At 64.2% G+C, this 14,329-nt stretch carries 13 protein-coding genes; 8 read left to right on the forward strand and 5 right to left on the reverse strand.

Features of this window, described 5'->3' with window-relative positions; genetic code table 11:
• Positions 1-89: 89 nt before the first annotated feature.
• Entirely contained in the window at positions 90-2,420 is a 2,331-nt protein-coding gene (locus ABIC03_RS21240) for a mechanosensitive ion channel domain-containing protein (protein ID WP_354060713.1), read from the forward strand.
• A 675-nt stretch (positions 2,421-3,095) separates the two neighbouring features.
• Here the strand turns inward: ABIC03_RS21240 and ABIC03_RS21245 are convergent.
• The gene (locus tag ABIC03_RS21245) at positions 3,096-3,413 is read right to left on the reverse strand and encodes a hypothetical protein (protein WP_354060715.1); all 318 of its coding nucleotides are present in this window, start codon (positions 3,411-3,413) and stop codon (positions 3,096-3,098) included.
• Positions 3,414-3,745: 332 nt separating this feature from the next.
• On the opposite strand from ABIC03_RS21245, the gene ABIC03_RS21250 reads away from it, so the two are divergent.
• From ABIC03_RS21250 to ABIC03_RS21265, 4 genes are all read left to right on the forward strand, one after another.
• Positions 3,746-4,744, forward strand: coding sequence for a Bug family tripartite tricarboxylate transporter substrate binding protein (locus ABIC03_RS21250; RefSeq protein ID WP_354060717.1), 999 nt, complete (start codon positions 3,746-3,748; stop codon positions 4,742-4,744).
• A gap of 266 nt (positions 4,745-5,010) precedes the next feature.
• On the forward strand, positions 5,011-6,663 hold the full coding sequence (locus tag ABIC03_RS21255) for an NAD-dependent malic enzyme (protein ID WP_354060719.1): 1,653 nt from the start codon (positions 5,011-5,013) through the stop codon (positions 6,661-6,663).
• A gap of 239 nt (positions 6,664-6,902) precedes the next feature.
• Positions 6,903-7,418, forward strand: coding sequence for a septal ring lytic transglycosylase RlpA family protein (locus ABIC03_RS21260; protein ID WP_354060721.1), 516 nt, complete (start codon positions 6,903-6,905; stop codon positions 7,416-7,418).
• 113 nt (positions 7,419-7,531) lie between these two features.
• Positions 7,532-7,687: a hypothetical protein gene (locus tag ABIC03_RS21265; RefSeq protein ID WP_354060723.1), complete on the forward strand. Its 156-nt coding sequence runs from the start codon at positions 7,532-7,534 to the stop codon at positions 7,685-7,687.
• 21 nt (positions 7,688-7,708) lie between these two features.
• On the opposite strand, the gene ABIC03_RS21270 is transcribed toward ABIC03_RS21265, so the two are convergent.
• The 3 genes from ABIC03_RS21270 to ABIC03_RS21280 all read right to left on the reverse strand — a co-directional run bounded on the left by ABIC03_RS21270 (position 7,709) and on the right by ABIC03_RS21280 (position 11,195).
• Positions 7,709-8,014, reverse strand: a complete 306-nt coding sequence (locus ABIC03_RS21270; protein WP_247358856.1) for a hypothetical protein — start codon at positions 8,012-8,014, stop codon at positions 7,709-7,711.
• A gap of 89 nt (positions 8,015-8,103) precedes the next feature.
• Positions 8,104-8,376 carry a hypothetical protein gene (locus tag ABIC03_RS21275; RefSeq protein WP_106946928.1) on the reverse strand — a complete coding sequence of 91 codons (273 nt, stop codon included), beginning with the start codon at positions 8,374-8,376 and terminating at the stop codon, positions 8,104-8,106.
• A gap of 128 nt (positions 8,377-8,504) precedes the next feature.
• Entirely contained in the window at positions 8,505-11,195 is a 2,691-nt protein-coding gene (locus tag ABIC03_RS21280) for a flavin-containing monooxygenase (protein WP_354060726.1), read from the reverse strand.
• A gap of 191 nt (positions 11,196-11,386) precedes the next feature.
• Here ABIC03_RS21280 and ABIC03_RS21285 point away from each other — a divergent pair, with 191 nt between their 5' ends.
• Entirely contained in the window at positions 11,387-11,632 is a 246-nt protein-coding gene (locus ABIC03_RS21285) for a hypothetical protein (protein ID WP_354060728.1), read from the forward strand.
• An 81-nt stretch (positions 11,633-11,713) separates the two neighbouring features.
• A complete protein-coding gene (locus ABIC03_RS21290) occupies positions 11,714-13,174 on the forward strand; it encodes a carboxylesterase/lipase family protein (RefSeq protein ID WP_354060730.1) in 1,461 nt (486 codons plus the stop codon).
• A gap of 17 nt (positions 13,175-13,191) precedes the next feature.
• Here ABIC03_RS21290 and ABIC03_RS21295 read toward each other — a convergent pair whose 3' ends face one another.
• The gene (locus tag ABIC03_RS21295) at positions 13,192-13,371 is read right to left on the reverse strand and encodes a hypothetical protein (RefSeq protein ID WP_027519499.1); all 180 of its coding nucleotides are present in this window, start codon (positions 13,369-13,371) and stop codon (positions 13,192-13,194) included.
• Positions 13,372-13,529: 158 nt separating this feature from the next.
• Here ABIC03_RS21295 and ABIC03_RS21300 point away from each other — a divergent pair, with 158 nt between their 5' ends.
• Positions 13,530-14,327: a DODA-type extradiol aromatic ring-opening family dioxygenase gene (locus ABIC03_RS21300; protein ID WP_354060732.1), complete on the forward strand. Its 798-nt coding sequence runs from the start codon at positions 13,530-13,532 to the stop codon at positions 14,325-14,327.
• The last annotated feature ends 2 nt before the right edge of the window (positions 14,328-14,329 follow it).

A 14,329-nucleotide genomic window follows, 5' to 3' on the forward strand; every position in this document is an offset into this window, starting at 1 on the left:
CGAATAGCGTCGATCCGACATGATGCATGTGCTTCGGCGGTGACGGGCCCGACGTCGCCGTCGCATTCATTTTTCCCAGGGAATCCCTCGTGTCGCATAAGCTTGCCTCCGCGCTTCTCGCCGCGCTCTTGATCGCGATCTCCTCTCTCTCCAGCACCCGCGCCGCGCCGCCTGCGCCGACGGCAAACAGCGCTGCCGCGTTGTCGCCCGATGAGGCCAAGCGGGCGCTGGAAACGCTGCAGGACGACAAGAAGCGCACGCAGATGATCGACACGCTGCGCGCGATCGCCAATGCGTCCGGTCCACAGCAGCCTATGCCCGAGCCAAAATCGCCGATCCCGCTCGCGGCCGACGGCCTCGGTGCGCAGCTCATGCTCACCGTGTCTGAGGAGATCGGCGAAATTTCGCGAGACGTCGCCGATATGGCCAGGACGCTCACGCATTTCCCGGCGTTCTATTACTGGATCGTGCGGACCGCGAACGATCCCGCGGCCTACAATCTCCTGATCGAGATCGCCTGGAAGCTCGGTCTGGTGTTCGGCTGCGCCTTTTGCGCCGAATGGGTGATGTTCCGTCTGATCCGGCGCCCCGTCGTGTTCCTGGAAGGGCGCATGCCGCAAACGGCGCGTCTGCCGGTGCAGGTGTTGCCCATTGCCGATCCGCCGTTATCGGTCGCCGATGTCACCCCCGCGCCCGAACTGCACAGGCGCCGCCACAGCCTGGCGCGGGCTTGGCAAATCATGCTGCGGCTGCCCCTCGTGCTGGGACGCTTCCTGCTCGAGCTGCTACCCGTGTTGGTCTTTGTCGGCGTCGCCACGGCGCTGCTCGGCACCGAGATCGGGGAGCCCACCACCGTCCGTCTCGTGATCCTCGCGGTCGTCAACGCCTATGCGTTCTCGCGCGGGCTCATCTGTGTGGTCCGTGTGCTGGCGGGACCGTTCGGCTTGTTTCCGGTCAAGGCCGAGACCGCTGCCTATATCGAGATCTGGGCGCGCCGTATCGTCGGTGTCGGCGTCTCCGGCATCGCCTTTGCGAATGTGGCGCTGCTGCTCGGCCTGCATCGCGGCGGCTATGCCGCGCTCCTGCGCATGGTGATGCTGGTCGTGCATCTCTTCATCGTCGTGATCATCCTGCAATGCCGCCGCCAGGTCGCCGAAGCCATCCGCGCGCCGGCCGACCGGCAGGGGATCGCGGCGGGACTGCGCAACCGCATTGCGGGCGGCTGGCATTATCTCGCCATCGCGCTCGACTTGGCGCTATGGGCCGTGTGGGCGCTGAACATTCGCAACGGCTATTCGTTGCTGCTGCAATATTTCGTCGGCACCATCGCTGTGGCGCTGATCACGCGTGTCGCCATCATGCTGACGCTCGGCCTGATCGACCGCGGCTTCCGCATCAAGCCGGAAATCCTCCAGCGCTTTCCAGGCCTCGAAATCCGCGCCAATCGCTACCTGCCGCTGCTGCGCAAGATCGTATCTGGCGTCATCGCCTTCATCGGTCTGGTGGCCGTGCTCGAAGTCTGGGGCGTCGACGCCATCGTCTGGTTCTATGGCGGCCAGATCGGCAGCCGGCTGATCTCGGCGGTGGTGACGATCGGACTTGCCGTATTCATCGCGGCGGCGATCTGGGAAGCCAGCAACGCGCTGCTGGACCGCCAGATCAACACGCTGTCGCGCGACGGCCACTATGCCCGCGCCGCGCGGCTGCGGACCTTTCAGCCGATGCTGCGCACGGCCTTGCTGTGCGTGATCGCCACCGTCGTCGGCCTCACGGCGCTCAGCGAGATCGGCGTCAATGTCGCGCCGCTGCTGGCGGGCGCCGGCATCGTCGGCATCGCCATCGGCTTCGGCTCGCAGAAGCTGGTGCAGGACCTCATCACCGGGCTGTTCCTGCTGCTGGAGAACACCGTCCAGGTCGGCGACAGCGTCAGCGTGTCGGGGCTATCGGGCGTGGTCGAGAACGTCTCGATCCGCACGATCAGGCTCAGGGCCGGCGACGGTGCCGTGCACATCGTGCCGTTCAGCGCGGTCACGACCATCACCAATGCCAGCCGCGGCGCCGGCAATGCGTCCGTCAGCGTCAACGTCGCCTACAAGGAGGATACCGATCGCGCCGGCCAGATCCTCAAGGAAATCGTCGACGAGATGCGCCGCGAGGTGGAATTCCGCAGCCTGATCCGCGGCGATCTCGAGCTCTGGGGCATCGACAAGGTCGACGGAGCCATGGTGTCGATCGTCGGCCAGATCCGCTGCACCGAGGCCGGCCGCTGGCCGGTGCAGCGCGAATTCAACCGCCGCATGAAGCAGCGTTTCCAGCACAACGGCATCGAGGTCGCATCCGCCACCCAGACCATCCTGATGCACATCGCGCCGCCGGCCGATAGCGCCGCTCATCTGACGCCGCGTCGAGCGGCAGGATAGGGCGTGCACCCCTAAACGTCGGCTTACCAATCCAAAGCGGAAGTCTCCCACCCTGCGTGTGATCGGCGGCTCGTGACCCGAAGCGGATATCCCTGCAGGGATAACGTCAGCAGGCAAGAGCCGACGATCTATTCCTGTATCTTCAACCTTTTGTTAGCTTCGGTTCAATTTGGGAGATGACCCAGTTTGCTGAAGGATGGCAAAATCACGGATTATGACGGGGTGGCTGACCATAATAAAATCGATCGGCGGGTTTGTCGCCGGTTGGGGCGCCTGCGTATTAGTAGCTTGGATAGGGCTTGCCCAGCTGTGCAACTGGTACACGACAGGAGGACTGCTCGTCTCGTTTGGACGCGGGGTGGACAACCTCCGCCACTGGCAGATCATCACTTATGAAACTCACCCTATAGGCTTGGTTGCGCATCTCGCTCTTTGCGTGATGATGGCTGCATTGGGACTGGCGTTGTGCGCAGGGCAGCTTTTGGTAATTCGAAGATGGTGGCTGAATAAACCGAAACCGACCCGTGAGTGACGTCGTCGCGGCTGGCATCCCTGTTAGATGATAGCCGATGTCGGCTATTGGCCCGTACCCGACCTCGCGGTGCATCCGGTCGAAGGTCGCTTGTGACCCCAAACGGACATTTGGACTCGCCGCCGACGTGAGCGCTAACGGCTCTATTTTGGAGCGCCGGTCTGATTACCCGAACCGGTGGTCCGTTCGCTTTCCGGCCGGCCCGGAGGGTGCGCAGAAGCGCCCGGCTTGTCTTGATCTGCCACGAACCCGGACTGTCCGGAATTGCGTGTCTTGAGCCCCTTGTCTGCATCACGCTGCATCTGCTCGTTGGGCTCGCTAGTCTTGAGCCCACTGTCTACACCACGGTGCATCTCCTCCTTGGTTTGCTCACTAGGTGCGGCCTTTTGCTGTTGGGCCACTGCTTGGAAGGCAATCGCGCTTCCGGCAACGACTATCATCGCGAGAGTTGTTGTTCGCATGCTTTCCTCCAGTGTGTTGCCCCGTCTCCCTAAACGCGCGGACTTCCCAGTGTTTCCTAGTTCCGATTGCTATTTCAAAAGTACGCCGAACGATCGGATTGGATGGGCTCAAAATGTCGCCTATTGGCCCAACTCGGACCTAGGGTGAGGTGCGCCAACACGGCCGGTATCGGAGGCAGGGCGGACCTCACACGAAGTGCAGCGCGAGTTTATGAGTACATGTCCTAAGCGGTCCGGCATCATTTCCGGCTTGCCTCCATCCGTTCGACAGCGTTCACTCCGGCTCCAGCCCGCTGACAACATGCGGGCGACAAAAAGGGTGGGAGAGATTGATGCGGGGGCGGTGGGTTGGACTGCGCGGTCATGTGATCGTCATTTGTGCGTTGCTCGGAAGTGCAGCGTGGACTGCTCCAGCGAGAGCGCAGCCGTTCCCATCGCGCCCCATCACTCTCGTGGTGCCGTTCGCGGCGGGCGGTCCGACCGACACGCTGGCGCGCATCCTGTCCGAACGCATCGCCGCCGAATTGCACGCGACGATCGTGGTCGAAAACGTGGCGGGCGCCTCCGGCAGCATCGCCGGCGCCCGCGTGGCGCGCGCAACGCCTGACGGCACCACGATCACGATCGGCCATTGGGGCACGCATGTGCTCAACGGCGCGATCTTCAAGCTGCCCTATGACGTGATCGCAGATTTCGAGCCGGTCGCGATGATCGCGATGGGCACGCAGCTCATCGTCGGCCGGAAGTCGCTCGAGGCCAACAATCTGAAAGAGATGATCGCGTGGCTGAAGGCCAACCCCGGCAAGGTGACTGCCGGCACGGCCGGCGCCGGCACGGGTGCCCACGTCGCCGGTGTCTTCTTCAAGGAGAGAACCGGCACCGACTTCCAGTTCGTGCCCTATCGCGGCGCGGGGCCCGCCATGATCGACCTCGTGGCCGGGCAGATCGACATCATGTTCGATCAGGCCTCGAACTCGCTGCCGCATTACAAGAACGGTGCGATCAAGGCGTTCGCGGTAACGTCGCCGACGCGGCTCGCCTCCGCACCCGATATCCCGACGGTCGACGAAGCGGGGCTGCCCGGTCTCTACATCTCCTACTGGCACGGCATCTGGGCACCGAAGAACACGCCGAAGGAGATCGTCACGAAGCTCAACGCGGCCATCGTCACCGTGCTTGCCGATCCCGCCGTCAAGCAGCGGTTTGGCGAATTGGGGCAGGAGATTCCTCCGTCCGATCAGCAAACGCCCGCAGCGCTCGGATCCTTCCAGAAGGTCGAGACCGAGAAATGGTGGCCGATCGTGAAGGCCGCCGACATCAAGGCTGAATAATACCCTCCTCATCCTGAGGAGCCCGCGGAGCGGGCGTCTCGAAGGATGCGCCGCGGGCGAGATGGGGCCTGCATGGTTGGAGACGCGCGAAGACGCGCTCCTCACCATGAGGAGCGGGAGCGTTACGGCATTAACCTTTGCCCGTCACCAAAACCTCGCTGCGGTGCGGGATCACAATCATTGCCGCAGTTTTCTGCGTCCTTGATCTCAGGTGAGCGCTGGCCGACAATGCCCGCCCTTCAATAAGAAACTCCCTGGGGGAATTCGTGAATAGACCTGCTCGGGTCAGCGCCCATTCGACATCGTCCGATTCCGTGCACGGCATGGCGCTGCTGCGCGATCCCCTGCTCAACAAGGGCACCGCCTTCACCGCGCAGGAGCGCGACGATCTCGGGCTGCGCGGGCTGCTGCCGCCGTGCGTTCTGACGATGGAGACCCAGGTCGAGCGGGTGCTCGTGAATCTGCGCACGCTGCCGACCGATCTCGAAAAATATGTCGCGCTGAATGCCTTGCATGACCGCAACGAGGCGCTGTTCTTCCGCGTCGTCGTCGACAATATCGACGAGATCCAACCGATCATCTACACCCCGACGGTCGGGCTCGCCTGCCAGAAATACGGCCTGATCTTCCAGCGTCCACGCGGCATGTTCATCTCCTCGCGCGATCGCGGCCAGATCGCCGAGATCCTGAAGAACTGGCCCTATCCGGCCAAGCTGATTGTCGTCACCGATGGCGAACGCATCCTCGGCCTCGGCGATCTCGGCGCCAACGGCATGGGTATTCCGGTCGGAAAACTCTCGCTGTATTCGGCCTGCGCCGGCGTGCATCCCGAAACGTGCCTGCCGATCGTGCTCGACGTCGGGACCAACAACGAAGAGCTCCTGAAAGACCCTTATTATCTCGGCTTGCGCGAGCGGCGGCTCACCGGCGAGGCCTATGACAGCTTCGTCGACGAGTTCATGGTCGCCGCGCGAAAGACCTTTCCGGGTGTGCTGATCCAGTTCGAAGATTTCGCCAATCATTCGGCATTCAAGCTGCTGCACAAATATCGCGACGAGGCCTGCGTCTTCAACGACGACATCCAGGGCACGGCTGCGGTGGCGCTCGCCGGCCTGTTCTCGGCCCTGCGCGTCAACGGCGGCAGACTGAGGGATCAGCGCATCCTGTTCCTCGGCGCGGGCGAGGCCGCGACCGGCATCGCCGATCTCGTGACGTCCGCCATGATGGCGGAGGGCGCCTCCGAGGCGGAAGCGCTCCGCCGCAACTGGCTGGTGGATTCCCGCGGCCTCGTCGTCGGCGGCCGCGAAGGCCTGTCCGGTCACAAGCTCCGTTACGCCCATGCCGACCAGGCGCCGATCGCCGACTTCCTCACCGCGATCAGGACGCTGAAGCCGACGGCCATCATCGGTGTTGCCGCGGTCGGCGGCGCCTTCACGCCCGACGTGCTCAAGGCGATGGCCGAGCTCAACGAGCAGCCGATCGTGTTCGCGCTCTCCAATCCGACCTCGAAGGCCGAATGCTCGGCGGAGGACGCCTACCGCTACACCGGGGGCCGCGCGCTGTTTGCCTGCGGCAGCCCGTATGACCCGGTCAAGCTCAACGGCCGCACCTTCGTGCCGCGCCAGGGCAACAATTCCTACATCTTCCCGGGCGTCGGCCTCGGCGTTATCGCCAGCCGCTCGCGGCTGGTGACGGACGAGATGTTCATGGCGGCCGCCCATACGCTCGCCGATTGCGTCGGCAAGGACGATCTTGCGCAGGGCAGCCTCTATCCGGCGCTGCCGCGCATCCGCGAGGTCTCGGTCCGTATCGCCGCCGCCGTCGCCGACGTCGCTTTTCAGCGCGGGCTCGCGGACGGACCCGCACCCAATGATGTGAAGGGACTGGTGCAGTCCCAGATGTACGAGCCGCAGTACTGACGCTTACATTCAAGCCGGGCTCGCGGAGGCGGCTCCTCACCACTCCCTCTCGCCGCAAGAACGGGGGAGAGGGAGTGAGAGAGGTGCTCGCGAAAGAATCTGTCTCGATTCAGGACAAGCCAGTGTGGTGGAATCGCCACAGCTAAACGCGAAACGGCTGCGGCCTCAGGCGCGCTTTCGTTCCGACAAGGTTCTGCCCTCATTGCCCGCCGAAACTCGGGGCATTCGGAGGGCGCATCATGTCTTGCTTTGCACGTGCCGAAAATGCCCGGATTTCGTTGGCAACCCTGTGCCGGATACTGCTCGCCATCATCGGCGCGGCGTCGCTTGCGGCGTGTGCGCAATCGCCGGTCGGCCGCCAGAAGGCCGATCTGGCCGGCACGAGCCGGCAGGCCATCGTCGAGCGTCCGCACAGGGTGGCGGCGCTGCGTCCGCGTCCGATCAGCCGGGCGCGCGTCCCCGACGGCGCAAAGCAAAGCGTCTCGCATGGTGTCGCCAGCTTCTATTCGGATACGGAGACGGCGAGCGGCGAGAGGTTCGACAAGAATGAATTGACCGCGGCCCATCCCAGCCTGCCTTTCGGCACAAAGCTGCGCGTCACCGACGTTTCGTCCGGTCGCTTCGTGACCGTCAGGATCAACGATCGCGGGCCGTATGTTCGCGGACGCGTGGTCGACATCTCTCCCTCCGCGGCCGAGGCGCTGGGAATGGTCGACAAGGGTGTCACCAATGTCCGGCTCGATGTGGTGCAATAATTTGCAGCTATATCGATCCGAAACGCTGTGCTTAACCGGCTGTTAGCCGCCTCCAGCCACCATGGATACCCAAACATTGGGGACTCCAGATCTAAGCTCTTGGGAGGCGGCGTTTGAACACGATCCAGTATCCCGAAGATCAGGCTACACGCGCCGAGCGGCTCGCCAAGCGGATCACGGATACATTGACGATCGAAAAGCTCCTGACCTTCGCAGGCGAACGCCGCCGCGAGATCGAGGTCATCGCCGGCAAGTACCGACGCGCCTGATACTCATCACACCATGCGCGCTCAGCTATGGCTCTCGACGAAGTCGCTGAGATAGTCGGGCAGGGTCATGCCATCGATGTCGCAGCGCGCCCGAATCTCGCCGGCAACGTCGGTCGAGATATCCTTCATCCAGTGCTCGAGCGTGTTGAACGAGATGACCTTGACGGGGTCGTTGAAGCAGCCCGCGACGAGTTCGCCAATCGTGGCGTCGAGATCGCTTCGCTCGACACGGATTTCAGTCGCCTTGTCGAGGCGGTCGATCACCACGAACAAGGTCTGGTCTGCGCCATAGGGCACGACCGGGGCTGGTACGCCGGCTTCAAGCATGTGAGGCACTCACGCCTTCGCTTCCGATCACCATCAACGGGAAAAACCGGAAGAAGGTTCCTGCGCTCAGCCGGTGCTTTCTGCGAAGATCAGAGAAATTCGCGCAGCCGCGCCAGCTCGGTGATGTGCTCGGGCGAGAGGATGTCCGTGACCAGCGGCGGCTGCGCGATCGTGCGGATCTCATAGAGATGCCTGGTCGCCGCCGGCTTCGCCATGAACGCCGAGATGCATTCGTCGAGCGTGCCCTCGATCACCTGGTAGGACGCCCTGTCCGATCGCCGCTGGTTCGCAAGCGATGGCCATTTATGCAGCACCGCCAGGACACCAAAATCGACCTTTGAATCCTCAACCACGTCCCCCATCGTTCCGCCTCACGCAAAAAGAACCCCGGCACACAAGCCTGCGTGCCGGGGCCTACACCCAATACTGCATCTCAATGCCACAGCACCAAACGCGATGATCGGGAAATAGTTCCCGCCAACATTCGCTTTCAGCTCGCGGCCGCCGCGATCCTGTGCCCCGGGCTGGTACGAACCTGGCTGTGATCGTCGCCGCGGCTGACCTCCGGTGGCAACCCGGCGAAGCGCCGCAAGGCCTCGGCCATCTGCACCCGGCCCGGCGCGCCGGTGATGATCACGTCCACCATCGTGAAGGACGAATGGAAATGGCCGCGGGCCTTGAGTTGCTCGACCGGGACGCCGGCGGCTGCCATCGCTTCGGCATAGGCGATGCCTTCGTCACGCAGCGGATCGAATTCGCAGGTGACGACGAAGGCCGGCGGCAGGCCTGCGACCTTGCCGCGGAGCGGCGAGACGCGCGAATCGGTGCGGTCGGCCGGCGAGCAATAGAGGTCCCAGAACCAGTACATCAGCGAGCGGGTCAGGAAATAGCCGGTCGCATTGTCGTTGTAGGAGGGACGGTCGAAGGTGCAGTCGGTGACCGGACAGATCAGGAGCTGGCCCGCAATATCCGGCCCGCCGCGATCGCGCGCAAGCTGGCAGGTGACGGCGGCGATGTTGCCGCCGGCGCTCCAGCCCGCGACCAGCACCGGGCCCGGCCTGCCACCGAGCTCGGCGGTGTGCTCAGCAATCCAGCGCGTCGCCGCATAGCCGTCTTCGGCCGCGGCCGGGAAACGATACTCGGGCGCATGACGATAGCCGACGCTGACGAGCATCATGCCGGTCCGCCGTACCATGTCGCGGCAGAACGGATCGTCCGACTGCTCGTCGCCGAGCACCCAGCCGCCGCCGTGGAAATAGACCACGACCGGATGCGGCCCTGATGTTGCCGGCTTGTAGACCCGATATGGCAGGGGACCGTCGGCGCCAGGCAGGGTGCCGTCGACGATGTCGCCGATCGGCCGTCCGGCGGGACGGCCCTTGTTGAACTCATTGACGAAGGCGCAGGCGCCTTGCGCGCCCATCGACTCGATCGGCGGCAGGTTGAGCGACGCCAGCAGGTTCAGCACCAGCCGCACGTCCGGCTGCAGCCGCACCACCTCGCCGTCATTGCATTGCGCGGCGACATCGGGGCCGGTCAGCTTGAAGCCGAGCATGCCGCGGCTGACCACCTCGTCGCAGATGCTGCGATAGGGACCGACGCCGCCGGTATAGGGCATCAAGCCCTGCACCTTGCCGGGCACGTTGGCGCCCGTGTACCAGGTGTTGGCGAGCCGGTGCAGCGTCACCATCGAGCAATCGGCCATGTGCCTGTTCCAGCCGGCCTGCGCCGTCTCGGTCGGCTCGATCGTGGTGAACCCGGCGTCGCGCAACGCCTTGAGCCGATCGACGACCCAGTCGACATGCTGCTCGATTGACACCGCCATGTTCGACAGCACCGACGGGCTGCCGGGCCCTGTGATCATGAAGAAGTTCGGAAAGCCCTCGACCGTAAGCCCGAGATAGGTCTGCGGCCCCTGCGCCCAGACATCGGTGAGCGACTTGCCGCCACGTCCGCTGATCGGATGCACGGCGCGGATCGCGCCGGTCATGGCGTCGAACCCGGTCGCGAACACGATCACATCGACGTCGATGCTGCGCTTGGCCGTGGTGATCCCACTTGCGGTGATCGCCTTGATCGGCTCCTGGCGCAGATTGACCAGCGTGACGTTCGGCCGGTTGTAGGTCGCGTAATAGTTGGTATCGAGGCAGGGGCGTTTGGCGCCGAAGGGATGATCGTCCGGCATCAGCGCCGCGGCGGTCTCGGGGTCATTGACGGCGGCGCCGATCTTCTCGCGGATCAGGTCCTGGATGATCTTGTTGCCGTCGATGTCGACCGCCTGGTCGGCCCAGAGCTGGGTCAGGATGTGGACGAGGTCGCCGGCCGCCCAGGCGCGTTCGAACCGCTCACGGCGCTCGGCATCGCTTAATTGCCAGCTCACGACCGTCTGTTGCGGATAGGGCACGCCAGCCATCGACTGGCGCGCCTGCTCGCGATAGGCCGCGCGATCGCCTTGCAGCAGGCTCATGCGATCGGAAGGCGCAGGGCCATTATGCGCCGGCAGCGCGAAATTCGGCGTGCGCTGGAACACGGTCAGGTGTGCGGCCTGCTCGGCGATCAGCGGGATCGACTGAATGGCCGACGATCCCGTGCCGATCACCGCGACGCGCTTGCCGGCGAGATCGACGCCGTCATGCGGCCAGCGTCCGGTGAAATAGACCTCGCCCTTGAAGTCCTTGACGCCGTCGATCTCCGGCGGCTTCGGCGCCGAGAGGCAGCCGGTGGCCATGATGTAATGGCGGCAGGAGACCGGCGCGCCATTGTCGGTGGTGAGCTGCCAGCGTTCGGTCGCCTCGTCCCATTTCGCTTCCGTGACCTTGGTCTTGAAGCGGATGTCACGCCTGAGATCGTAACGGTCGGCGACGAAGCCGAGATAGCGCAGGATCTCGGGCTGGGTCGCGTATTTCTCCGACCAGGTCCAGGCGGTTTCGAGATCCGGATCGAAGGTGTAGCTGTAGTCGATGGTCTGGATATCGCAGCGCGCGCCGGGATATCGGTTCCAGTACCAGGTGCCGCCGACGTCGCCGGCTTCTTCCAGGCCGACTGCCGTGAGGCCGGCCTTGCGCAGCCGGTGGAGAAGGTAGAGGCCGGCAAATCCGGCGCCGACCACGGCAACGTCGACCTGCTGGCTGGTTCCGCGCCCCGCGTCAGAGGCACGCGCAGCAACCATTGCATCAGGCATGGCATTTCCTCCCGTGTGTTTTGTTTTGCCGGCAGGCTATCGCTGCAGGTTCGGCTTGTCATCACGCCATGTGCAATCTTCGGTAGCCATTTGCGGCGTCATCATGGCCGCGTGAATGTTGCGGCAGCACACGCATCGCGATGCACAAGGGCCGTGATTTCCCGGGCTAATCAGGGTCGATCCATCTGTGTATGCTCTTGTTTTTGCCACGCGTGCCGACGGGCGTCATGACAGAGTTGAGTGAGCGGACCAAAGCGAACATGGACGTCGTCTTGGAGGAGACGTGCCGCCAACTGCCGCACGGCGGCGATCACGACAGCCGCAGGTTCATCGCCCAGCGGCTGATCGAGGCGGCGCGGTCCGGTCACACCACGCTCGGTGAACTCGGCATCATCGCACGGCACGCACTGGCGGAGCTTGTCGCCAAGGGGAGCTAGGCGCGGCCGCGACGCTTGCCTCGCAGCGGGCCACGGACATAACCTGCCTAAAATCCTTCCGCGCATCGAGATGCTCCGAAGATGCGGTCCGTGTTCGCGCTATTTGCGACGTCTCTCGTCCTCTGTTGCGCCGGCTCGGCCGCGGCCCAGCCGGTTGGCCAGTTTCCATTTGCGCTGACGCGCGAAGGACAGATGCTTGGCGCCGTCGAAGGCGAAGTGGCCTCGTTCAAGGGGCTGGCCTATGCGGCCGCGCCGATCGGGCCGCTACGCTGGCGTCCGCCGCAGGCTGCACCCGAGAGTTCGGAGATGCGCACCGCCTATGCCTATGGCGCGCCGTGTCTTCAGCCGTCGCTGCCGGGATCGAGCGAGGATTGCCTTACACTGAACGTGTTCCGTCCGTTCGGGGTCGACGGCCCGCTGCCGGTGATGCTGTTCATCCACGACGGCGCTTTCGTCAGCGGCACCGCGAACGATCCGCTGTTCGACGGTGCCAGGCTGGCGCAGGCCGGGCTCATCGTGGTGACCGTGAATTTTCGCCTCGGCGCGTTCGGCTGGCTCGCCGATCCCGCGCTGTCGGAAGGCGGCTCCGGCAATTACGGCCTGATGGACCAGATCGCGGCGCTGCATTGGGTGCACGACAACATCGCTGCCTTCGGCGGCGATCCGAACAATGTCACTCTGTTTGGCAGTGGTGCAGGCGCGACCTCGATCGCGCTGCTGATGCTGTCGGCGCAAGCGCGCGCGCTCTTTCAGAAAGCCATTCTGCAATCGATCCCCGGTCGTGCGCGCCTGCGTTCGGCACAAGAGGCCGAGATTGTGGGCCGGCAATTCTTAGCAGCGCTGGGGCGACAGGCCGATCTGCGCACAGCCGAGCCGCGAGCTCTGCTTGCCGTCGAAAAACATCTCCTGGAAAAATCGCCGCGCAGCTTCGCGCCGACGATCGACGGAAGTCTGGCGAGCGAGGACGTCGCCGCAGGCTTCGCGGCCGGACATGAGAGCCGCATTCCTCTGATCATCGGCTCGAACGACGACGAGACGGGTTTCGATAGCGAACTTGATATCCGGGAAGAGCTGGTGTCGTCAGGTACCACCAGCGATGAACTGCGCAGGCTCTATCCCGACCTCGCCAGACCTTCCGCCCGCGCGGCAAGATTCTACACCGACAGGGTCTTCTCCGAGCCGGTGAGATTGCTGGCACGCTTGCATGCCGCCAGCGGTGCGCCGACCTTTCGCTATCGCTTCGCCTATGTGCCGGAGGCACGGCGCGCAAACCCCGAGGGCGGTCATGGGCGGGAATTGCAGTTCATCTTCGGCGTCGAAGGTGTGCCCGGTGCAGGCATCTTGTCACGAGCCGATCGCGAGGTCGCAAATCGCATGCGCGCCTACTGGATCAACTTCGCCAGGAGCGGCGATCCCAACGGTGCGGACCTGCCGCATTGGGATGCGGCCGCAGGCAACGATCGCCTGCTGCTGATCACGAACGATCGCATCGCCAGCGGAGACGACCCCTTATCGGAGCGCCTGGACCGGTTCGGGCGTTAGGGCAGGATGAGTTGGACTTAAGCCGCGAGTTCGACGCGCGGCGCCGGGCTCAGCCGGTCTTCCTCCAGATAATCCATCGCGCCGTCCTTCTCGACGGCGTAGAACTGCTGGCCTTCCTTCGACCTGTAGGCTGCGCGAACCACGCCGCGGCGGCCCTTGTCACTGTTGACCACGTCCCCCAACGCAAACTTCTTCATTTCACGTCCCTGGCTGCTGGCCGACTCCTTCGGCTACGCCCGGGATTCTGGGCGGAAAATCGTTAACGTCTTGCTAACCATACGGGTTTGCCTATGCTCGCGGCCGATCGCGCGGGCAGCTCGCACGCGCTTATTGCCAACGAAACGAGCCTTCACCCATGGTGCGATTTCCGACCTTCTTCCTGTCCCATGGCGGCGGTCCCTGGCCGTTCATGGAGGACAGGCGGGTGCAATATGCGAAGACCGCGGAGGCGTTCGGCCGGCTGCCGCAGCTCTTGCCGGAGAAGCCCAAGGCCGTGCTCGTCATCACAGGACATTGGGAGGCTGACGCCTTCACCGTGTCCACCTCGGCGCATCCGCCGATGGTGTACGACTATCACGGTTTTCCCGAGCACACCTATCACCTCAAATATCCGGCGCCGGGCCGGCCCGAGCTCGCCGCGGAGGTGAAGGCGCTGCTCACGCGCGCGGGCGTCGATTGCCGGGAGGATCCCAACCAGGGGTTCGATCACGGCACCTTCGTGCCGCTCGGGCTGATGTATCCGAACGCCGACATGCCGATCGTGCTGCTGTCGCTGAGATCGAGTTACGATCCGGCCGAGCACATCAAGGTCGGGCAGGCGCTTGCCTCGCTGCGGGACGAAGGCATTCTGATTGTCGGCAGCGGGCTCACCTATCACAACATGCGCGGGTTCGGCCGCGCGGAGTCGAAGCCGGTCTCATATGATTTCGAGGCGTATCTGAACGAGGCGATCAGCCACAAGGACGCGGCGCGCCGCAACGCGATGCTGGTTGACTGGGAGAACGCACCGAGTGCGCGTCTCGCGCATCCGCGTGAAGATCATCTGCTGCCGCTGATGGTGGCCGCCGGCGCTGCCGGCAGCGATGCGGGCAAGCGCGTCTTCGTCGACGAGGTCGCGAATGTCGCGATGGCGTCGTATGTGTTCGGTGGGTGATC

It is taken from the genome of Bradyrhizobium sp. RT6a (genome assembly GCF_040547675.1).
Lineage (GTDB): Bacteria > Pseudomonadota > Alphaproteobacteria > Rhizobiales > Xanthobacteraceae > Bradyrhizobium.

What these genes read in the sequence shown, in the direction of transcription:
- ABIC03_RS21245 (WP_354060715.1), bottom strand. Translation starts at nt 3,413, where the DNA reads ATGCGAACAACAACTCTCGCGATGATAGTCGTTGCCGGAAGCGCGATT.
- ABIC03_RS21250 (WP_354060717.1), top strand. Translation starts at nt 3,746, where the DNA reads ATGCGGGGGCGGTGGGTTGGACTGCGCGGTCATGTGATCGTCATTTGT.
- ABIC03_RS21260 (WP_354060721.1), top strand. Translation starts at nt 6,903, where the DNA reads ATGTCTTGCTTTGCACGTGCCGAAAATGCCCGGATTTCGTTGGCAACC.
- ABIC03_RS21270 (WP_247358856.1), bottom strand. Translation starts at nt 8,014, where the DNA reads ATGCTTGAAGCCGGCGTACCAGCCCCGGTCGTGCCCTATGGCGCAGAC.
- ABIC03_RS21275 (WP_106946928.1), bottom strand. Translation starts at nt 8,376, where the DNA reads ATGGGGGACGTGGTTGAGGATTCAAAGGTCGATTTTGGTGTCCTGGCG.
- ABIC03_RS21280 (WP_354060726.1), bottom strand. Translation starts at nt 11,195, where the DNA reads ATGCCTGATGCAATGGTTGCTGCGCGTGCCTCTGACGCGGGGCGCGGA.
- ABIC03_RS21285 (WP_354060728.1), top strand. Translation starts at nt 11,387, where the DNA reads ATGCTCTTGTTTTTGCCACGCGTGCCGACGGGCGTCATGACAGAGTTG.
- ABIC03_RS21290 (WP_354060730.1), top strand. Translation starts at nt 11,714, where the DNA reads ATGCGGTCCGTGTTCGCGCTATTTGCGACGTCTCTCGTCCTCTGTTGC.
- ABIC03_RS21295 (WP_027519499.1), bottom strand. Translation starts at nt 13,371, where the DNA reads ATGAAGAAGTTTGCGTTGGGGGACGTGGTCAACAGTGACAAGGGCCGC.
- ABIC03_RS21300 (WP_354060732.1), top strand. Translation starts at nt 13,530, where the DNA reads ATGGTGCGATTTCCGACCTTCTTCCTGTCCCATGGCGGCGGTCCCTGG.